Annotated in this window: 19 protein-coding genes and 1 other RNA gene; 8 read left to right on the forward strand and 12 right to left on the reverse strand. The window is 63.8% G+C overall.

Annotated features, from left to right (window positions below; translation table 11 throughout):
- The first annotated feature begins 143 nt into the window (after positions 1 to 143).
- Positions 144 to 1,031 carry an NADPH:quinone oxidoreductase family protein gene (locus ISM_RS02090; RefSeq protein WP_009812447.1) on the forward strand — a complete coding sequence of 296 codons (888 nt, stop codon included), beginning with the start codon at positions 144 to 146 and terminating at the stop codon, positions 1,029 to 1,031.
- Here the strand turns inward: ISM_RS02090 and ISM_RS02095 are convergent.
- Positions 1,015 to 1,896 (reverse strand): LysR family transcriptional regulator, encoded by an 882-nt coding sequence (locus tag ISM_RS02095; protein WP_040617777.1) that lies wholly within the window; start codon positions 1,894 to 1,896, stop codon positions 1,015 to 1,017. The two genes, ISM_RS02090 and ISM_RS02095, sit on opposite strands and share 17 nt — an antisense overlap.
- A gap of 125 nt (positions 1,897 to 2,021) precedes the next feature.
- Between ISM_RS02095 and ISM_RS02100 the strand changes: the two genes are divergently transcribed.
- From ISM_RS02100 to ISM_RS02110, 3 genes are all read left to right on the forward strand, one after another.
- The gene (locus tag ISM_RS02100) at positions 2,022 to 2,225 is read left to right on the forward strand and encodes a DUF1127 domain-containing protein (RefSeq protein ID WP_009812449.1); all 204 of its coding nucleotides are present in this window, start codon (positions 2,022 to 2,024) and stop codon (positions 2,223 to 2,225) included.
- Between the two features lie 198 nt (positions 2,226 to 2,423).
- Positions 2,424 to 3,143, forward strand: coding sequence for a Bax inhibitor-1/YccA family protein (locus ISM_RS02105; RefSeq protein WP_009812450.1), 720 nt, complete (start codon positions 2,424 to 2,426; stop codon positions 3,141 to 3,143).
- Positions 3,144 to 3,342: 199 nt separating this feature from the next.
- On the forward strand, positions 3,343 to 3,780 hold the full coding sequence (locus tag ISM_RS02110; protein ID WP_009812451.1) for a hypothetical protein: 438 nt from the start codon (positions 3,343 to 3,345) through the stop codon (positions 3,778 to 3,780).
- A gap of 77 nt (positions 3,781 to 3,857) precedes the next feature.
- On the opposite strand, the gene rpmG is transcribed toward ISM_RS02110, so the two are convergent.
- The 6 genes from rpmG to gatC all read right to left on the reverse strand — a co-directional run bounded on the left by rpmG (position 3,858) and on the right by gatC (position 7,951).
- Positions 3,858 to 4,025, reverse strand: a complete 168-nt coding sequence (rpmG, locus tag ISM_RS02115; RefSeq protein WP_009812452.1) for a 50S ribosomal protein L33 — start codon at positions 4,023 to 4,025, stop codon at positions 3,858 to 3,860.
- 140 nt (positions 4,026 to 4,165) lie between these two features.
- An RNA gene (rnpB, locus tag ISM_RS17850) (RNase P RNA component class A) lies at positions 4,166 to 4,572 on the reverse strand.
- Positions 4,573 to 4,583: 11 nt separating this feature from the next.
- A complete protein-coding gene (locus tag ISM_RS02120; RefSeq protein WP_009812453.1) occupies positions 4,584 to 5,324 on the reverse strand; it encodes an N-acetylmuramoyl-L-alanine amidase in 741 nt (246 codons plus the stop codon).
- Positions 5,317 to 6,099 carry a hypothetical protein gene (locus tag ISM_RS02125; RefSeq protein ID WP_009812454.1) on the reverse strand — a complete coding sequence of 261 codons (783 nt, stop codon included), beginning with the start codon at positions 6,097 to 6,099 and terminating at the stop codon, positions 5,317 to 5,319. Before ISM_RS02125 ends, ISM_RS02120 begins: the two co-directional genes overlap by 8 nt.
- A gap of 73 nt (positions 6,100 to 6,172) precedes the next feature.
- Complete coding sequence (gene gatA / locus ISM_RS02130) at positions 6,173 to 7,660, reverse strand: Asp-tRNA(Asn)/Glu-tRNA(Gln) amidotransferase subunit GatA (protein ID WP_009812455.1); 1,488 nt, start codon at positions 7,658 to 7,660, stop codon at positions 6,173 to 6,175.
- 3 nt (positions 7,661 to 7,663) lie between these two features.
- Positions 7,664 to 7,951, reverse strand: coding sequence for an Asp-tRNA(Asn)/Glu-tRNA(Gln) amidotransferase subunit GatC (gene gatC / locus ISM_RS02135; protein ID WP_009812456.1), 288 nt, complete (start codon positions 7,949 to 7,951; stop codon positions 7,664 to 7,666).
- A gap of 254 nt (positions 7,952 to 8,205) precedes the next feature.
- Between gatC and ISM_RS02140 the strand changes: the two genes are divergently transcribed.
- A complete protein-coding gene (locus tag ISM_RS02140; RefSeq protein WP_009812457.1) occupies positions 8,206 to 8,898 on the forward strand; it encodes a metal-dependent hydrolase in 693 nt (230 codons plus the stop codon).
- Positions 8,899 to 8,913: 15 nt separating this feature from the next.
- Here the strand turns inward: ISM_RS02140 and ISM_RS02145 are convergent, their stop codons facing one another.
- Together ISM_RS02145 and dapE are read right to left on the reverse strand one after the other, a co-directional pair.
- Positions 8,914 to 9,528 carry a TIGR04282 family arsenosugar biosynthesis glycosyltransferase gene (locus tag ISM_RS02145; RefSeq protein WP_040617778.1) on the reverse strand — a complete coding sequence of 205 codons (615 nt, stop codon included), beginning with the start codon at positions 9,526 to 9,528 and terminating at the stop codon, positions 8,914 to 8,916.
- A gap of 6 nt (positions 9,529 to 9,534) precedes the next feature.
- Positions 9,535 to 10,680, reverse strand: coding sequence for a succinyl-diaminopimelate desuccinylase (dapE, locus tag ISM_RS02150; RefSeq protein WP_009812459.1), 1,146 nt, complete (start codon positions 10,678 to 10,680; stop codon positions 9,535 to 9,537).
- Positions 10,681 to 11,021: 341 nt separating this feature from the next.
- Here dapE and ISM_RS02155 point away from each other — a divergent pair, with 341 nt between their 5' ends.
- The 3 genes from ISM_RS02155 (at position 11,022) to ISM_RS02165 (ending at position 14,857) form a co-directional block, all read left to right on the forward strand.
- Complete coding sequence (locus ISM_RS02155) at positions 11,022 to 12,611, forward strand: Hint domain-containing protein (RefSeq protein WP_009812460.1); 1,590 nt, start codon at positions 11,022 to 11,024, stop codon at positions 12,609 to 12,611.
- Between the two features lie 18 nt (positions 12,612 to 12,629).
- Positions 12,630 to 13,703, forward strand: coding sequence for a Hint domain-containing protein (locus ISM_RS02160; protein ID WP_254655632.1), 1,074 nt, complete (start codon positions 12,630 to 12,632; stop codon positions 13,701 to 13,703).
- Between the two features lie 92 nt (positions 13,704 to 13,795).
- Positions 13,796 to 14,857: a transporter substrate-binding domain-containing protein gene (locus ISM_RS02165; RefSeq protein WP_009812462.1), complete on the forward strand. Its 1,062-nt coding sequence runs from the start codon at positions 13,796 to 13,798 to the stop codon at positions 14,855 to 14,857.
- A gap of 12 nt (positions 14,858 to 14,869) precedes the next feature.
- Here ISM_RS02165 and ISM_RS02170 read toward each other — a convergent pair whose 3' ends face one another.
- The 3 genes from ISM_RS02170 to ISM_RS02180 all read right to left on the reverse strand — a co-directional run bounded on the left by ISM_RS02170 (position 14,870) and on the right by ISM_RS02180 (position 17,834).
- Positions 14,870 to 15,199, reverse strand: a complete 330-nt coding sequence (locus ISM_RS02170) for a hypothetical protein (RefSeq protein ID WP_009812463.1) — start codon at positions 15,197 to 15,199, stop codon at positions 14,870 to 14,872.
- A 134-nt stretch (positions 15,200 to 15,333) separates the two neighbouring features.
- Entirely contained in the window at positions 15,334 to 16,161 is an 828-nt protein-coding gene (gene dapD / locus ISM_RS02175) for a 2,3,4,5-tetrahydropyridine-2,6-dicarboxylate N-succinyltransferase (RefSeq protein WP_009812464.1), read from the reverse strand.
- A gap of 113 nt (positions 16,162 to 16,274) precedes the next feature.
- Complete coding sequence (locus tag ISM_RS02180; RefSeq protein WP_009812465.1) at positions 16,275 to 17,834, reverse strand: 2-isopropylmalate synthase; 1,560 nt, start codon at positions 17,832 to 17,834, stop codon at positions 16,275 to 16,277.
- Positions 17,835 to 18,011: the final 177 nt, after the last annotated feature.

An 18,011-nucleotide genomic window follows, 5' to 3' on the forward strand; every position in this document is an offset into this window, starting at 1 on the left:
GCCTTTGGACACAATTTGAGGCAGTTACGTTAACCATTTAACCCTGATTCTAAGGAGGTTTTCCTGTGCGCAGCTACCAAGTGACGCGATTTGACGTCGCTCCGACGCTCCAAGACAAGCCCGTCCCGACACCCGGAGCGGGAATGATTCGTGTCAAGATCATGGCTTGCGGTCTCAACTTCGCCGACCTGCTGATGTGTCAGGGCAAATACCAGGACACCCCCGAGCCCCCCTTCACCCTCGGCATGGAGGTGGCCGGCGTGGTCGATGCGCTCGGTCCCGACACCGACGGCCCCGCCGTCGGCAGCCGCGTCGCGGTGTTTGGCGGTCAGGGCGGTCTCGCCGAATATGGCTGCTTTCCCGCCAACCGCGCCGTCCTCCTCCCCGATGACATGCGCTTTGACGACGCCGCCGCGCTGCAGATCGCCTATGGCACGAGCCATCTCGCCCTCGACTACAAGGCGCGGCTGCAACCGGGCGAAACGCTTTTGGTGCTGGGCGCGGCAGGCGGCGTCGGCCTCACCGCCGTTGAAATCGGTCATGCCATGGGCGCCAAGGTCATCGCCTGCGCCCGTGGTGCCGAGAAACTCGAGGTCGCCCGCCGCGCCGGGGCCGATCACCTGATCGACGCCGCCAGCGAAGACATCCGCGAGCGCGTGCGCGCCTTGGGTGGCGCTGATGTGGTCTATGATCCGGTGGGCGGCGACCAGTTCAAGGCTGCCTTCCGCGCCTGCAACCCCGAGGCGCGGCTGCTGCCCATCGGCTTTGCCAGCGGCGACGTGCCGCAAATCCCGGCCAATCACCTGCTGGTCAAGAACCTCACCGTGATGGGGCTCTATTGGGGCGGCTATCTGGCCTTCAAACCCGAGGTCGTCACCGACAGCCTCGCCACCCTGCTATCCTGGCACCGCGAGGGCCGCATCAAACCGCATGTGAGCCACGCCCTGCCGCTGGCGCAGGCGGGCGATGGGCTCGAACTGCTGCGCAGCCGCAAATCCACCGGCAAAGTGGTGATCAGGCCTCACGAATAGCCACCGGCGGCGCGGCGGCACAGGCAAACCCCTGCCGCAGCATCGCCGCCAGCTCGTCAAGAACCGGCCCGGTGCTGCCCGGCGCGCGATAGAGGTTGATCTTCTGGCTGCCCAGATCGGGCAGCTCGCAGCCCGGCGGCAGCGCCTCGAGATAGGGCGGAATGCTGTCTTCGAGCATCGCCCCGACCGCCAGATCGGCCGAGACCAGCGCCTCGATGGCGCGGTCATCCTCGCTCTCGACGGCGAATTCCCAGTGGATTCCCGCCCCATCCAGCGCCTTGATGGCGATGGGCCGAAAGGCACAGACCTGCCCAAAGGCCAGCCGGATCGGCCGCTTCTTCCAGGCCTGCCCACCGCGTGGCGAGGTCCAGCGCAGCGGCATCTCGGTGAGCGTCTCGCCCCCCGGCTGCAGCTCGGCCTCGGTGCCGAGAATGATATCCACCTCACCGCGCCGCATCTCTTCATGCAGCTTCCAGGTGCTCGACGAGCGCAGCTGCACCTTCACCCGCGGGCAGACGCTGTTGAAGGTCTTGAGAACACGCGGAATCACCGGATACACCACGTCATGCGGCACCCCGAGCACCACCTCGCCCTCAAACAGGTCCTCGGTGAGCCGCCCCACCGCCTCATCATTGAGCGCCACGATCCGCCGCGCATAGCTCAGCAGCTGCTCGCCCGAGGCGGTCAGCGTCACCCGCCGGTTGGCCCGATCCAAGAGCGTGATGTCGAGCATCTCTTCGAGCCGCTTGATCTGCATGCTCACCGCCGATTGCGTCAGATTCAACGCCCCCGCCGCCCGCGTGACGCCGCCATGATCGGCCACCGCCATGAACGACCTGAGCGTGGTCATGTCCAGATTTCGCATTCATCACACTCCTTGATGTGGAACATCTCAATCATTCGTTTCACTAATCATGCCAGATGGGGCAAATATATCAATACAGAAAATGCAAAAAGCCCAACACATCACGAATACGAAAGGTTAGACCGATGACCCAGCTTACCTCCTCCCACTCCCGCACCCAAGCCCTCCACAGCCGCCGTGGCCTCCTGCCCCGCCTGCAGACCTGGGCCTCCCTGCGCCGTCAGCGCCGCCTTCTGGCCGAGCTGGACGCAGACCGGCTCGCCGACATCGGCCTGACCCGCACCGAGGCCCTGAGCGAAGCCCGCCGCCCCTTCTGGGACGAAGGCTGAGCCCCCGTGCCGCCCCCTGTCGGCCCCGTGTCGCCCCCGTGCTGACTGCGGCAAATGGGCCCGGAAGGCATCAGGGCGGCGAATTGCACGATTTTACGCAACCGCCGCCTTGCCAGCCTCTTGAAAACAAACCGCGCCTCGCCGATATTGAGTGCAAACCACCCGTCACTGGGTGTGGACCAGCTATCGGAGGGATACATGGCGCAATTTGACACCATCCGCACCCGCGCAGGCGCGCAGGCAGCGGCCATTGACGAGGGCCTTCGCGCCCATATGAGCAAAGTCTACGGCACGATGTCCGTCGGCATGCTGCTGACGTTCCTCGCGGCTTGGGCCGTGGGCAACAACGCCGCGATGATGGAAGTGCTGTTCACCGGCTTCACCCGTTACATCGTGATGTTCGCCCCGCTGATCATGGTTTTTGCCTTCGGCGCGGTGATCAACCGCCTGAGCGCCGCCGCGGCACAGCTCTTCTTCTACGCCTTCGCCGCTCTGATGGGCGTGTCGATCTCCTATATCTTCGTGGTCTTCACCGACATGTCGATCGCGCAGGTCTTCTTCGCGACCGCAGCCGCCTTTGGTGGTCTGTCGCTCTGGGGCTACACCACGAAAAAGGACATCTCGGGCTGGGGTTCGTTCCTGATCATGGGTGTGATCGGCCTCATCGTGGCGTCGATCGTCAACATCTTCCTCGGCAGCGGCGTCGTCTCCATGGCGATCTCGGCCATCGGCGTGCTGATCTTCGCCGGCCTGACCGCCTATGACACGCAGAACATTAAGAACACCTACATCGCCCATGCCGCGCATGGCGACAGCGAGTGGCTCGGCAAATCCGCCATCATGGGCGCGCTGAACCTCTACCTGAACTTCATCAACATGTTCATGATGCTGCTGAACCTGCTGGGCTCGCGCGAATAAGCGCCCACAGATCACGACACATGCAAAGGCCGGTCCTCGTGACCGGCCTTTTTCGTGGCGCGCACACCTATCGGCGGAAATCCGTCCACCACGGCCCATGGCGCCCCTTAGGGGATTCCCAAACCGCCCCGCCTGTCCCATACTGCGCTGCAACAACGACATGCCACGACGGCACCGCACACAGACAGGAGTTCGACCTATGCAGATCAGCAGGCTTGCCCTCTCCGCCGCGACGCTCGGCGTCTCAACCAATGTGGTCTTTGCCCAGCCCGACACCTGGGCGCTGCTCAACGGGATCCAGATCGACGAGATCGTGACCGAGACCAGCTATGAGGTGCGCAAGACCTGGCCCAAGGGCTTTGCCGATGAGGCGGTCGAGATCGAGATCACCGGCTATGCCGCGCCGCTCACCCCCGAGGGCGAAGCGCTGCGCGAGTTGATCCTCGTCTCCGACATGGGGCTCTGCCCCTTCTGCGGCGATCCCGACCACAACGCGGCGCTGCAGGTGCAGCTCGCCGATGCCCTGCCCTTCGTGACGGAAAATCAGCGTATCACCCTGCGCGGCACCCTCTCCAAGGTGCATGACCCCGAAACTTGGCAGGCCGCCATCCTGCGCGACGCCCGCATCGTGCCCTGAACCATCAGAGACAGGCAGACATGAAAAAACCGCGCTTCAAGGCGCGGTTTTTTTGATCTCTGTCGAGAAAGGCGATCTTACTTGATCTTGCCTTCCTTGTACTCGACATGTTTGCGCGCAACGGGATCGTATTTGCGCACGACCATCTTCTCGGTCATGGTGCGGGCGTTTTTCTTGGTCACATAGAAATGGCCCGTGCCCTCGGTCGAGTTCAGACGGATCTTGATTGTCGTCGGCTTCGCCATTGGTTGTCTCCTGCACAGGGGGGCCGGGGCCGCCCGTGAAATTCGTCATGAAGCCTGCCTTTTAACCGCATCGCGGCCCGAGTCAACAGGATTCCTGTCGCAATCGGCGGGCTTTCCCCCTCTCCGGGCGTGGCCCGGATATGCGCGGAGGGGCTATAAGCCGGATTCTGTCATAGACAGCGCCAAAGACGCTGCCCGAGATGACCATTCATCTTGGCCACATGTTGCCATGCGGCCTCTAGCTGCCAACCCGGATCTGCTGGGCCAAGGCGGCCTGCGGGCGGTATCGGTTGCCCGACCGGCCCCGCGCGCGATCCCTATTCGGCATTGCTCCCGGTGGGGCTTGCCATGCGGGGACTGTTACCAGCCCCCCGGTGGGCTCTTACCCCACCGTTTCACCCTCACTCCGGCATGCCGGAGCAGTCTGTTCTCTGTGGCGCTTTCCCTCGGGTTGCCCCGGCCGGGCGTTACCCGGCACCGTTGCCTTGTGGAGTCCGGACTTTCCTCGCGGCCTGTTGCCAGACCCCGCGGCCATCCGCCCCTCCGCGCCACCTGCATCTAGGCCGCGCCTTGCCCCCGGTCAACCGGATAGCGTGCCGCGATGTCGCGCAGCACCGCAATATCTTCGGCAGCAAGCGGCCCGCGCCCCCAGGGCCGATACCGCAGCCGCACCGCCGCCAGCACATGTTCGTCCGAAAACTCGGGCCGATAGCCCACCTGCCCCGCCAGCGCCCGGAACTGCGTCAGATCCTCATCGCCGCGCGGCGCCGTGACCTCGGGCCAGACCGCCAGCCCCTGCCGCGCCAGCCGCTGCCAATCGAAATGCGGGCCGGGATCATCCTTGCGATCGGGCGCCATATCGGAATGGCCAATCACCCGCTCCGGCGGGATCGACCAACGCGCCATGATGCCCCGCATCATCGCCTCCAGAACCCGCATCTGCGGCTCGGGAAAGGGATGGTTGCCCCGGTTGGCGAGCTCGATCCCGATGGTGCGGCTGTTCATATCCTGCGCCACCCGGCCCCAGCCCCCCAACCCGGCATGAAAGGCCCGCCGCTCTTCGGCGACGAGCTGCCAGGCGCGGCCATCCTCGGCGATGACATAGTGACAGGAGACCTTGGCCTCGGGACAGCAGAGCCGCGCGACCGCGGCCTCCGCCGTCTCCATATTGGTGAAATGCAGCAAGAGCGTATCGGCAGGCCCGCCCGCCCGGTTATTCTGATTGGGCGACGGGTGCCAGATCAGATCCTCCGGCAACCCTTCCGCCAGCGCAGAGCGATCCTGCCCCGGCTCAGCCACCGACAGCCTTGCGGAACGGCGCGGGATCCCAGGAACAGGCGAACCCGTCCCCATCAGGGTCGAGCCCCATCCGGTCACGCTCCGGCCCGCCTTGGGCGAGGAAATCTTCCTGCGCCTTGTCGGGCGAGGGGTATTTCGCACAGTTCTTGGCATAGCGGTTGCCCGCATTGATGTTGAGCCGCCGGTGCACCTGCGTGCCGACCGGATGGCTCGCCGCCAGCGCATAGGCCACGATATTGGGCTCCGATCCGCCCGTCCGCGCCGGAATGGCGGTGGGCTCGACCACCTGATACTGCGCGCGGTTGGCCTCGATCCGGGCCTTGTCGCCCTCGATCGAACGTTCCGCACCCACTGCGTTGAAATCATTTTCCTGGCTGATGCCGGCGGCGTTCTCCACCGTCTGCGGCGGCGGGTTCGACGGGCTCGCCTCGAGCGGCACAACCCCGGAATTGACCGCCGCGGCCCGGCTCTCGCCCGCGCCAAGCGCCGCCATCGTCTCAGACGCGATATCGCCCTCGGCCGACCCGGTCGAGGCGCTGGCAGTGCTGGCAGTGCTCGCATCGGCCTGCGGCAGACGTTCGCTGCTCACCACCGGCGCGGCAGGCACGACACCCCCCGCCAGTTGCGCATCACGGGCGCGTTGCGCGGCATAGCTGTCATAATCGTTGAACCCGACGCCTGCGCCCGGATCGGGCGCGCCACTGTCAGGGATGGCGGGCGAACAGGCGGCAAGCGCCAGAACGGCCAGCAGGCCAAGGGGACGACGGTAGATCATGCTCAACTGCCTCACTTTTCTCACCGCGGGCAAAGGCCCGCGCTGCGGCCCCGGGGGCCGAACAGCGCGGCTTTTACCACCATTTACCGGGCTTTTCCACAAAGCCCGTGGCCTGTTCCAGCGCATAGGCGCAATTCAGCAACTCGCCCTCTTCCCAAGGCTTGCCGATGAGCTGCAGCCCCAAGGGCAGCCCCTGACGGTCCATGCCGCCCGGCACCGAAATGCCCGGCAAACCGGCGAGGTTGACGGTCACGGTGAACACATCGTTGAGATACATCTGCACCGGATCGGCATTCTTCATCTCGCCAAGCCCAAAGGCCGCCGAGGGCGTCGCGGGCGTCAGAATCGCATCGACCCCATCCGCAAACACCTGCTCGAAATCGCGCTTGATGAGGGCGCGCACCTTGCGGGCACGGTTGTAATAGGCGTCATAGAACCCGGCCGAGAGCACATAGGTGCCGACCATGACCCGGCGCTGCACCTCATGGCCAAAGCCTTCGGCGCGGGTCTTTTCATACATCTCGGTGATGCCGTCCCCAGCCTCGAGCTTGGCGCGGTGGCCATAGCGCACCCCGTCATAGCGGGCGAGGTTCGACGACGCCTCGGCGGGCGCGATCACATAATAGGTGGGCAGCGCATATTTCGTATGCGGCAGGCTGATATCGACGATCTTGGCCCCGGCATCGCGCATCTTGGCGATGCCCTCTTGCCAGAGCGCCTCGATCTCTTCCGGCATGCCGTCCATTCGGTATTCGCGCGGAATGCCGATGGTCTTGCCGCGAATGTCACCGGTCAGGGCCGCTTCGAAATCCGGCACGGCGAGATCGGCGCTGGTGCTGTCCTTGGGGTCATGGCCGCACATCGCTTCGAGCATGATCGCCGCGTCGCGCACCGATTTGGTCATCGGACCCGCCTGATCGAGGCTCGAGGCAAAGGCCACGATGCCCCAGCGCGAACACCGTCCATAGGTCGGCTTGATGCCGGTGATGCCGGTAAAGGCCGCAGGCTGACGGATCGAGCCGCCGGTATCGGTGCCCGTCGCCGCAAGACACAGGTCCGCCGCCACCGCCGCCGCCGAGCCGCCCGACGACCCGCCCGGGGTCAGCGCCGTCTCGTCATTGCCACGCCGCCACGGGTTGACCGCATTGCCGTAAACACTGGTCTCGTTCGACGAGCCCATGGCGAACTCATCCATGTTGAGCTTGCCAAGCATGACCGAGCCCGCATCAAACAGCTTCTGCGACACGGTGCTTTCATATTCCGGGGTGAACCCTTCGAGAATGCCGCTCGCCGCCTGGCTCGGCACGCCCTTGGTGCAAAACAGGTCCTTGATGCCGAGGGGGATGCCGCACATGGCCGGCGCATCGCCCTTGGCAATCCGCGCATCCGCCGCCGCCGCCTGTTCGCGGGCGATCTCGGGCGTGTTATGCACAAAGGCATTGAGCGCCCCGGCCCCCTCAATGGCGCTCAGGCAGGCATCGGTCAGCTCGACCGAGGTCACGTCGCCCTTGCGCAGACGGTCCCGCGCCTCGGCGATGGTCAGTTCATTCAGCTCGGTCATTGATCACTCCACCACTTTCGGCACGGCAAAGAACCCTTCGCGGGCATCCGGCGCATTCGACAGCACCTTGGCCTGCTGGTCTCCGTCATTGACCTCGTCCACCCGGCGCGGCAGGCGCATCGGCGTGACGCTGGTCATCGGCTCGATGCCGTCGACATCCACTTCGTTCAGCTGCTCGATAAAGCCGAGGATCGTGTTGAATTCCTGCGCCAGCGCGGGCAGCGCATCTTCTTCGACCCTGATCCGGGCCAGCTTGGCCACTTTGGCGGCGGTTTCGGTGTCAATCGACATGGGATCACTCTCCGGGTTCTGTCGCCCTGCGTTTAGCGTCCTCGGCCCGCGCCCGCAAGGCGAGAGGCGGCGCAGAGCCCCGCCGACGCCCCGTGAATCGCCACTGTCGTGGTACCGACGCAATACCGACAGGTCACCGACGTGCCATTTCGCGGCTTTTTGCGGCTCACCCATGGTCCGATCATGACCGGACGGTTGGCCGAATCCCCGCATCGCGCTAGTTTTGCAGGCATCTCAAGGGAGGGATTGGACATATGCGTATCACCTGGCTCGGACATGGCTCTTTTCGCATCGAAATCGGCGGCCAGACCCTGCTCATCGACCCCTGGCTCACCGGAAATCCGATGCTCGCCGATGATCAGCACGACGCCGCCACCAAGGGCGCGAGCCATATCCTGCTGACCCATGCGCATTTCGATCACGTCGCCGATGTGCTCCGTCTGGCCAAGCGCGACGGCGTCACCGTGGTGGGTCAATATGACCTTCTATCCCATTGGGAAAGCACCGAGAATATCGAGGTGATCGGCTTTAACAAAGGCGGCACCGTGGCGCTGGGCGATGTCGCGGTCACCATGGTGCACGCGGTCCATTCCTCGTCCTTCGGCACCGACGCGGGGCCTTCCGTGCCGGGCACCGAATGCGGCTATATGATCACCGGCGAGGGCCACACGATCTATGTCTCGGGCGACACCGATGTGATGGCCGATATGGGCGTGTTCAACGCGCTGCATCAGCCCGACATCGGCATCCTCTGCGCCGGCGGCCATTTCACCATGGACATGCGCCGCGCCGCCTATGCTGCGAAAACCTTCTTTGATTTCAAGACGGTGATCCCCTGCCACTACCGGACCTTCCCGATTCTCGAACAATCCGCCGCGGCCCTGATCGACGCGCTGCCCGGCGTCGACGTGATCGAACCCGAGGTGCTGCACCCGATCGAGCTCTAGCGGTTTACCCGCTGTTTACCGCTTGAGCCCTATGGTCTGAGGCGCCTTGGGCGTAAGCGCGCACATATCCGCCGCGCCATCCACATCGCGCAGCTGATCGATCAGCCCATGCCGCAGCCCGCCAAGGCTGCGGATACTGTCCTCCAGCGCATCGGCGCTCGACCAGCGCACATCATCAAACAGCGTCGCCGGCACTGCCCGGCCGCGCTTGAGACCCACGAGCCAATAGCCCCCGTCATCGGCGGGGCCAAACACCGCGTCGCGCCGCCCCAGCATGGCAAAGGCCCGGGCCACATGGGCGCGCCGCACCCCCGGCACATCGCCCCCGACAATCGCCGCGGGCCCCGGCGGCGCGTTGCGCAAGAGCCGCGCCATCCGCGCGCCAAGATCACCCTGCCCCTGCGCCACCCGTGGCAGATGCGGCGGGAACATCCGGCTCATGAGCCCCGCGCGATCCGGCGCCACCGCCAGCACCAGCTGCCAGCGCGGATCGTCGAGCTCGCGACAGGCCCGAGCGATCTGTTGCCGGAACCACCAGGCCGCGCCCACCATGCCGATCTCGCGCCCGAGCCGGGTTTTGACCCGGCCGGGACGCGGCTCTTTCAGCATGAGGTATAAATGCGGGCGCATGCGCGGTTATGAAAAGTAATCGCGCAAAATACGCGAATACACGCCTTTGAGCTGTTCGATATGGTCAACGACCACATGCTCATCAACCTGATGCATCGTCTGCCCGACAAGGCCAAACTCCACCACCGGACAATGCGATTTCACAAACCGCGCATCCGACGTGCCACCGGTGGTCGAGAGCACCGGTTTGACCCCGGTCTCGGCCTCAACCGACCGTGCCACGAGCTCAGAGAGCGCCCCGGGAGGGGTGATGAAACTCTCGCCGGAAATCTTGATCTTGATCTCGGTCTCGACGCCAAACTCCTCGGCCACCCGCGCCAGCTCTTCGTGCAGCCATGCGCTCAGGCTCGCGCCGCTGTGGCTGTCGTTGAAGCGGATGTTGACGATGCCGCTGGTCTGCGCCGGGATCACGTTCGACGCCGGGTTGCCGGTATCGATGCTCACCACCGCCAGCGTCGAGGGATCGAAATGCTCGGTCCCCTGATCGAGCTCGCGGCTCGACAGCCGGTCCACCAGCCGCGCCATCGCCGGGATCGGGTTGTTGGCCCGATGCGGATAGGCCGCATGGCCTTGCGTCCCGGTGATGGTGAACCACGCGCTCAGCGACCCGCGCCGCCCGATCTTGATCATCTCGCCCATGGTCTCAGGGCATGTCGGCTCGCCCACGAGGCAGACATCCATCCGCTCGCCCGCGTCCTCCATCCAGTCGAGGATCGCCGTTGTCCCATCCACCGCATCGCCCTCTTCATCGCCGGTCACCGTGATGATCACCGCCCCCTCGGGCGGCGCATCGCGCACCAGGTCGATCGCCGCCGCCACAAAGGCCGCGACCCCCGATTTCATATCGGTCGAGCCCCGCCCCCAGAGCTTGCCATCGCGGATTTCGGCGCCGAAGGGATCGACGCTCCAGGCCACCGCATCGCCCACCGGCACCACATCGGTATGACCGTTGAAACCAAAGCTCTTCGTCGCGCCCTTGTCGCCCCAGCGCGCGAAGAGGTTCGATACCCCGCCCCGGTCGATCCGCGTGCAGGCAAACCCCGCCTCTTCGAGCAGGCCCTGCAACAGCACCAGCGCCCCGCCCTCCTCGGGCGTCACAGAGGCGCAACGCACCAGTTTCGCGGTCAAATCAACGGGATCAATGGCAGTCATGGGCCGGGCCTTTTCGTCGCTGGAAATACGTGCCCCTGCCCTACCGCCTTTCCGCCTGTGCTGCAATTGGCGTCACCATTTTGCAACGCCCAACCCAAGATTGCATGTTTACAAGGGCTAATCGCCTCCTGCCCCGGTTTCCGCCGTAAACACGCCACATTCTCGCCCCATTCTGGCGAAACCGTGGTGATAATAAGAAAAACAAAGGCAGAGTAGCAGGCAAGCTGAGACAATCAGCATCTGTAGAGAGTTCGGACACTCATCGCGTGATCCCCGCCGCAAGGCTGTTATTAATAGTGACATTGCCAGGTTGCACTGCCCCATGACGTGGGGCATTGGACATGATCTTGGGCGAAGAGCTCCCTATCGATCGCAACGCGAGCGCGATCGAAATGGCCGAAACGATGTTCGGCGATGGCGTGACAATTGTCAGCGCCTCCTACACCGGTGACCGCGACTCTTCCGGCATCTACACCAATGGCAACAGCGTCTCTCCCGGGGTGACGCCGAGCGACACTGGCGTGATGTTCTCCACCGGCGATCTGCGTGGCTTTACCAATACGCTCGACCTCTTCTCCGGCGCCAACCAAAGCAGCAACACCACCACCAATTCCAGCGGCCCCAACAACAACGCCGAATTCAACGCAGCCGCCGGGGCGCGGACCTATGACGCGTCCTTCATCGACGTCGATTTCATCCCGACCGGTGACCTGCTCACCATGCAGTTCATCTTTGCCTCCGAAGAATACCCCGAATACGCCCAAGGCTCGTTTCAGGATTTCGTCGGCGTCTGGGTCAATGGCGTGCAGGTCGAGCTTGCGGTGGGCGACGGGGATATCGATCCCAACAACCTCAACGCCGGGGCCAATGGCAACCTCTTCATCGACAACACCAACGATGATTACAACACGGAGATGGACGGGTTTACCGTCACCCTGACGCTGAAAATGCCCGTGGTCGCGGGCGAGATGAACTCGATCCGCATCGGCGTCGCGGATGTGTCGGACAGCAATTACGACTCCACCCTGCTGATTGCCGGCAACAGCATCCAGACCTCGCTCATCGCGCTTGATGATCAGGTGACGCTCAACCCCACCGGCTCCAAGACCGTCGATGTGCTGGCCAATGACAGCAACAATGGCAGCGGTCAGATGTATATCACCCATATCAACGGCAATGCCGTTGTGGCGGGCGATATCGTCACCCTGTCCAGCGGCCAGACCGTGCAGCTCAATGCCGATGGCACGCTGACCCTGACCGGCGATGGCGAGATCGAGCAGACCAATTTCACCTATACCGTCGCCAATGGCTCGGGCAACACCGACACGGGCTTTGTGCTGGTGGACTCGGTCCCCTGTTTCGTGACCGGCACGCGCATTCTCACCCCCGATGGCGAGGTGCCCATCGAAACTTTGCGCGCCGGGGATCTCGTCATCACCCGCGACCGTGGGCCCCAGCCGATCCGCTGGATCGGCCAGCGCCGGGTCGAGGCCAAGGGCAATTTCGCACCCATCCACATCGCCGAGAACGCCCTGGGTCAGCACCGCGCGATCCGCCTCTCGCCCTTGCACCGTGTGCTGATAAGAGACGCTCGCGCAGAACTTTACTTTGGCGAGGCCGAAGTTCTTGTCGCAGCCCGCGATCTGGTCAATGATCACAGCATCCGTCCGGTAGAAGGCGGCATGGTCGAATATGTGCATATGCTCTTCGATCAACATGAGGTGGTGTACTCGGAAGGGCTTCAAACCGAGAGCTTTTTGCCCGGTCCGCAGTTCGCCCGTAGTTTCGAGGCCGAAATTGTGAGTGAAATTTGTGTTCTGTTCCCAGAGATTGACCCCGCCACCGGTGCCGGATACGGCGCGGCGGCCCGCACGACCCTCAAAAGCTATGAGGCGCGTGTCCTGTCCAGCCCTGCGGCCGTAGCCGCCTGAATGGCTTGGATTGCCATCATGGACCGAGGCTGCGGGCAGTTCGATGCCCGCGGTCTGGATCATCCCCCAGAGACCTGCGCCACGCGGGTGGCGCCCGAGGTGCTGTTGCGGCGCGGCACGCTGATGATCGAGGCGCAATTCTCGGCCCAGCCCCATCCGCAGACCCTCCTCTCCTTTCGCCATGGCATGCCCCATAGCGGCGGCTTTTCGCTGCGCGCCCTGCCACGCGGCGGCGTGGTGCTGGCCCAGAACCTTGGGCAGGATCTGCGTCATTGCACCATCGAACAACGCGACGATTCCCGGGCCGACCGGGTGCGCATCTGCTACAGTTGGGATTGCGACATCGGTCAGGCCCGGCTGAGCCTTGAACATCTCGACACCGGCGAATGTCTGAGCGTGCGCATGGCCGATCCGCATCCGATGCCGCTCGCCAATCTGAAGATGGTCACCCTCGCCCCGTCGCTGCGCGAGATCGACGGCGACGTCCGCTATGTGGCGATTGCCGATCATATTCACCCCTTGGGCCCGATGCCCGGCATCTGTGCCTCGGTCCCCATCGCGACCCCGGAGGGCCCGCGCCCGATATCCCTGCTCCGCCGGGGCGATCAGGTCCTCACCGCCTGTGGCAAAACGGCCCCCGTGCTGCAGGCGCTGCGCCTCACCGTCCCCGCCCGAGGCGCGTTCCGTCCCATTCGGCTGCGCGCGCCTTATTATGGGCTGACCGAGGACATTCACCTCGCCCCGCAAGAGCGGTTGATCCTCTCTGGCTCGGATGTGGAATATCTCTTCGGCACGGAATCCGTGCTCTTGCCCACACAGCATCTGGTGGATCAGACCTCGGCCTTTCGCGCCAAGAGCGCCACGCTGGTCACCTATCATCACCTGCTTTTGCCCCGGCATCAGGCCGTCATGGCCGCCGGTTGCCCGATCGAGAGCCTCTATATCGGCCGGTTGCGCCGCAAGACGCGCGACCTGCGCGAAAGCGTTCTGAACCATTGCGATCCGCAGACCCTGCCGGAACATGCCAAGCCGGTCTGGCCGGTGCTGCGCCCCTATGAGGCGATCACCCTCGCCCGCTGGCGCGCGGCCTGACCCAAGGGCAGCCATAGCCAATCTGAACACGCCGCCCTTGCCGAATGCGTTTATCTTAAGTATGCGAGCGAAAACGCCATTTTGGGGATGGGATGTTCCGGACACTTCTGTTGCTGGCTTTGATGGTCTTCGCCGCATCGGCCTCGGCTCAACAGGCTGAGCCTCTCAAGGTCGGCACCGTGAACCGCCCCCCCTTTTCCATGGCCGCCGATGGCGACCCCACAGGGTTTTCCATCGACCTCTGGAGCGGCCTCGCCGAGCGTATGGGGCGGAGCTACGACTTCGTCATCTTCGACAGTTTCAGCGACATGCTCGCAGCCGCCGAAACCGGTCAGGTGGATGCCGCCATCGCCAATATCTCGATCACCGCCGAACGCGAATTGACCCTCGATTTTTCGCAGCCGATCTTTAGCGCCGGGCTTCAGGTGCTGATCCATGATGATGGAACCGGCAGCACATCAGTCTGGAAGATACTGTTATCCAAGGACATTCTGATCGCGGTTGGGCTGGCCTTCGGTCTCTTGCTGGGCGGCGGCATGCTCATGTGGCATTTCGAACGGGGCCGTCAGCCCTATTTCGATCTCGCCCCGCGTGAGGCGCTGTTTCCGGCCTTCTGGTGGGCGCTCAACCTTGTGGTCAACGGTGGCTTTGAGGAACGCATGCCGCGTTCGCCCGCCGGGCGGTTCTTTGGCGTGCTGCTGGTCATCTCGTCGCTCTTCATCGTGTCGGTCTTTGTGGCCAAGATCACCTCGGTGATGACGGTCGAGGCGATCAACACCTCGATCGGCGGGCTCAATGATCTCTATGGCAAACGGGTCGGCACCGTGGAGCGCAGCACCGCCGCCGATTTCCTCGACCGCCGCGAGATGCGCTATGAGGGTTATGGCGATCCGGCCACCATGCTCACTGAATTTGCCGAAGGCGAGCTTGATGCGCTGGTCTATGACGCGCCGATCCTCGCCTATTACGCCAATAACGAGGGCGACGGCACCACGCGGCTGGCGGGGCCGATCTTCTTGCGCGAAAGCTATGGCATCGCCCTGCCCTCGGGCAGCGATCTCGCCGAAGAGATCAATCAGGCGCTACTCAACATGCGCGAAGACGGCAGCTATGACGTGATTTATCGCAACTGGTTCGGAGACGCCGACCGCTAAGCGGTCAGGACTTCAGTCCTCGAAAGGCGTGACCTGCGCCACGATCACCGCATTCTCGTCGAGCGCCCGCTGCATCAGCGCGCGTTCCTCGTCGGGGATCTCGTGACCTTCGGCCTCGCGCTCTTCCAACGTGCCATAGCCCGTCACATCGAGCGGCGCGGTATCGGCCTGTTTGAGGATCGCCACCGTCTCGCGCACCGCTTCGGCCTCGTCCACGCCCGAGGCATAGATGACCAGCGCCGCACCGGTGGCGTTCTTGGGCAGCCCATCGCCCGTCTTGCGGCCGATCTCGACCAAGAGCGTATAGACTTTCTGACGGGAGGGTTTGGCGGTTTTGCTCATGCCTCCCTTTGCGAAGGCACGGGCGGAAAGTCAAGCCGTGGCCGCGATCCACCGCCCAGAAATGCAAAACGCGCGCCCCGGGGTTCGGGACGCGCGTCGCTGATTTTCGAACCGGGCCGAGGCCCACGCGCACCTTAGTCGCGCAGCAGCTCGTTGATCGAGGTTTTCGAGCGGGTCTTTTCATCGACGCGCTTGACGATCACCGCGCAGTAGAGGTTCACGCCGTTTTTCGACGGCATCGAGCCCGCTACCACGACCGAGCCCGAGGGCACTTCGCCATACATGACTTCGCCGGTCTCGCGGTCGACGATCTTGGTCGACTGGCCGATGAACACGCCCATGCCGAGCACCGAACCTTCGCGCACGATGCAGCCTTCGACCACTTCCGAACGCGCCCCGATAAAGCAATTGTCTTCAATGATCGTGGGGCCTGCCTGCATCGGCTCCAGCACGCCGCCGATGCCGACGCCGCCCGAGAGATGCACGTTCTTGCCGATCTGTGCGCAGCTGCCCACGGTGGCCCAGGTGTCGACCATGGTGCCCTCGTCCACATAGGCGCCGAGGTTGACGAAAGACGGCATCAGCACCACGCCCGGCGCGATAAAGGCCGATTTGCGCACGACGCAATTGGGCACGGCGCGGAAGCCTGCGGTTTTCCAGTCAGAAGCGCCCCAGCCCTTGAATTTGCTGTCGACCTTGTCCCACCAGCCGCCGGCCTGCGGGCCGCCGTCCTGCACTTCCATATCCTTGATGCGGAAGCCCAGAAGCACAGCCTTTTTGGCCCATTGGTTCACATGCCAGGTGCCGTCCTCGCCGCGCTCAGCCACGCGCAGCTTGCCACTGTCGAGGGCGTTCAGCGTCTCTTCGATCGCTTCGCGGGTGGCGCCGGTGGTCGCGGGGGTGATCGTGTCACGCGCGTCCCAGGCGGATTCGATGGCGGTTTCAAGCTCTGCGTTGGACATGGGTCATTTCCTCCGGTCAATCTGTTGCCTTGGGACATGGCCCATAGCGCCGCCCGCGTCCAGCGGCAATGCGACATAAACCGCCGCATTGCCGCCGTCAGAGCGGCTTGGGATCAGGTGAGATCCTTGTAGCTCACCTCGGGGATATCGCTGCCGCCGCGCGACTGGCGCACCATGAGCCGGTTGAGCGCATGGATATAGGCGCGGGCCGAGGCGACGACGGTGTCGGTGTCCGCGGACTGGCCGGTGGCGATCTTGCCAGCCTCTTCGAGGCGGACGCTGACGGTGGCTTGGGCGTCGGTGCCTTCGGTCACGGCGTTCACCTGGTAGAGCTGCAGCTTGGCGTCATTGGGCCAGATTTCCCGCACCGCCTTGAACGTGGCATCGACGGGGCCATCCCCTTGACAAGTGGCGCTTTTTTCCTCGCCGCCCACGTCCATTTCGAGCACGGCCTCGGCCGGGCCGGTGCCGCAGATCACCTTGAGATTGATCAGCTCGAGATGGTTCGAGGTCTCGCCCGTGACACTCACCAGCGCGAGAATATCGTCGTCGTAAACTTCTTTTTTGCGGTCGGCGAGATCCTTGAACCGCACAAAGATGTCCTTGAGCTGATTGTCCCCCACTTCGATGCCGAGATCCTTGAGCTTGGCGCGCAGCGCGGCGCGGCCCGAATGCTTGCCCAAGGGGAGCGAAGTGCCTGAAATACCGACATCTTCCGGGCGCATGATCTCGAAGGTTTCGGCGTTCTTGAGCATGCCGTCCTGGTGGATGCCGCTCTCATGGGCAAAGGCGTTCTTGCCGACGATGGCCTTGTTGGGCTGCACCACAAAGCCCGAGACGGTCGAGACCCGGCGCGAGATATTCATGATTTTGGTGGTGTCGATCCCGGTGTGCCAGGGCATGATGTCATTGCGCACCTTGAGCGCCATCACCACTTCTTCGAGCGCGGTGTTGCCAGCGCGCTCGCCTAAGCCATTGATCGTGCACTCAATTTGACGCGCGCCACCGGCGACGGCGGCGAGGGAATTGGCGGTCGCCATGCCGAGATCATTGTGGCAATGGGTGGCAAACACCACGTCATCGGCGCCGGGCACGGTTTCGATCAGGCGCTTGATGAGATCGGCGCTCTCGACCGGGGCGGTATAGCCCACGGTGTCGGGAATGTTGATCGTGCTGGCCCCGGCCTTGATGGCGATCTCGACCACGCGGCAGAGATAATCCCATTCGGTGCGGGTCGCATCCATCGGCGACCATTGCACATTGTCGCAGAGATTGCGGGCGTGGGTCACGGTCTCATGGATGCGTTCGGCCATCTCGTCACGGGTGAGATCGGGGATGGCGCGGTGCAGCGGCGAGGTGCCGATAAAGGTGTGGATGCGCGGCTGGCGGGCGTGTTTCACGGCCTCCCAGCAGCGGTCGATATCCTTGAGATTGGCGCGGGCGAGACCACAGATCACGGCGTTCTGCGCCTGCTTGGCGATCTCGCTTACGGCGCGAAAATCTCCTTCAGAAGCAATGGGAAAGCCCGCTTCTATGATGTCGACACCCATCTCGTCGAGCAGCCCGGCGATCTCGAGCTTTTCGTCATGGGTCATGGTTGCGCCGGGGCTTTGTTCGCCATCGCGCAAGGTGGTGTCAAAGATCACCACGCGGTCATTGTCGGGTTTTGTCATGTCGGTATCTCTTGTCTAAATCTGATCCAGCGGCGCGAAAGGGCACATCCTCTGAGCGGTCGCGCCAAGGAATGGCACGCTCAGAGGCGGCTTAGGATCAGTAGGGCAAGCGGGCGGGCACGGCGAAGGCCGTGCTGCGGAATGGTGATATGCCCGAAATCTGTCATGCGCCCGACT

Origin of the sequence: Roseovarius nubinhibens ISM (genome assembly GCF_000152625.1) — a bacterium.
GTDB lineage: Bacteria > Pseudomonadota > Alphaproteobacteria > Rhodobacterales > Rhodobacteraceae > Roseovarius > Roseovarius nubinhibens.

What these genes read in the sequence shown, in the direction of transcription:
- ISM_RS02090 (WP_009812447.1), top strand. Translation starts at nt 144, where the DNA reads ATGATTCGTGTCAAGATCATGGCTTGCGGTCTCAACTTCGCCGACCTG.
- ISM_RS02095 (WP_040617777.1), bottom strand. Translation starts at nt 1,896, where the DNA reads ATGCGAAATCTGGACATGACCACGCTCAGGTCGTTCATGGCGGTGGCC.
- ISM_RS02100 (WP_009812449.1), top strand. Translation starts at nt 2,022, where the DNA reads ATGACCCAGCTTACCTCCTCCCACTCCCGCACCCAAGCCCTCCACAGC.
- ISM_RS02105 (WP_009812450.1), top strand. Translation starts at nt 2,424, where the DNA reads ATGGCGCAATTTGACACCATCCGCACCCGCGCAGGCGCGCAGGCAGCG.
- ISM_RS02110 (WP_009812451.1), top strand. Translation starts at nt 3,343, where the DNA reads ATGCAGATCAGCAGGCTTGCCCTCTCCGCCGCGACGCTCGGCGTCTCA.
- rpmG (WP_009812452.1), bottom strand. Translation starts at nt 4,025, where the DNA reads ATGGCGAAGCCGACGACAATCAAGATCCGTCTGAACTCGACCGAGGGC.
- ISM_RS02125 (WP_009812454.1), bottom strand. Translation starts at nt 6,099, where the DNA reads ATGATCTACCGTCGTCCCCTTGGCCTGCTGGCCGTTCTGGCGCTTGCC.
- gatA (WP_009812455.1), bottom strand. Translation starts at nt 7,660, where the DNA reads ATGACCGAGCTGAATGAACTGACCATCGCCGAGGCGCGGGACCGTCTG.
- gatC (WP_009812456.1), bottom strand. Translation starts at nt 7,951, where the DNA reads ATGTCGATTGACACCGAAACCGCCGCCAAAGTGGCCAAGCTGGCCCGG.
- ISM_RS02140 (WP_009812457.1), top strand. Translation starts at nt 8,206, where the DNA reads ATGCGTATCACCTGGCTCGGACATGGCTCTTTTCGCATCGAAATCGGC.
- ISM_RS02145 (WP_040617778.1), bottom strand. Translation starts at nt 9,528, where the DNA reads ATGCGCCCGCATTTATACCTCATGCTGAAAGAGCCGCGTCCCGGCCGG.
- dapE (WP_009812459.1), bottom strand. Translation starts at nt 10,680, where the DNA reads ATGACTGCCATTGATCCCGTTGATTTGACCGCGAAACTGGTGCGTTGC.
- ISM_RS02155 (WP_009812460.1), top strand. Translation starts at nt 11,022, where the DNA reads ATGATCTTGGGCGAAGAGCTCCCTATCGATCGCAACGCGAGCGCGATC.
- ISM_RS02160 (WP_254655632.1), top strand. Translation starts at nt 12,630, where the DNA reads ATGGACCGAGGCTGCGGGCAGTTCGATGCCCGCGGTCTGGATCATCCC.
- ISM_RS02165 (WP_009812462.1), top strand. Translation starts at nt 13,796, where the DNA reads ATGTTCCGGACACTTCTGTTGCTGGCTTTGATGGTCTTCGCCGCATCG.
- ISM_RS02170 (WP_009812463.1), bottom strand. Translation starts at nt 15,199, where the DNA reads ATGAGCAAAACCGCCAAACCCTCCCGTCAGAAAGTCTATACGCTCTTG.
- dapD (WP_009812464.1), bottom strand. Translation starts at nt 16,161, where the DNA reads ATGTCCAACGCAGAGCTTGAAACCGCCATCGAATCCGCCTGGGACGCG.
- ISM_RS02180 (WP_009812465.1), bottom strand. Translation starts at nt 17,834, where the DNA reads ATGACAAAACCCGACAATGACCGCGTGGTGATCTTTGACACCACCTTG.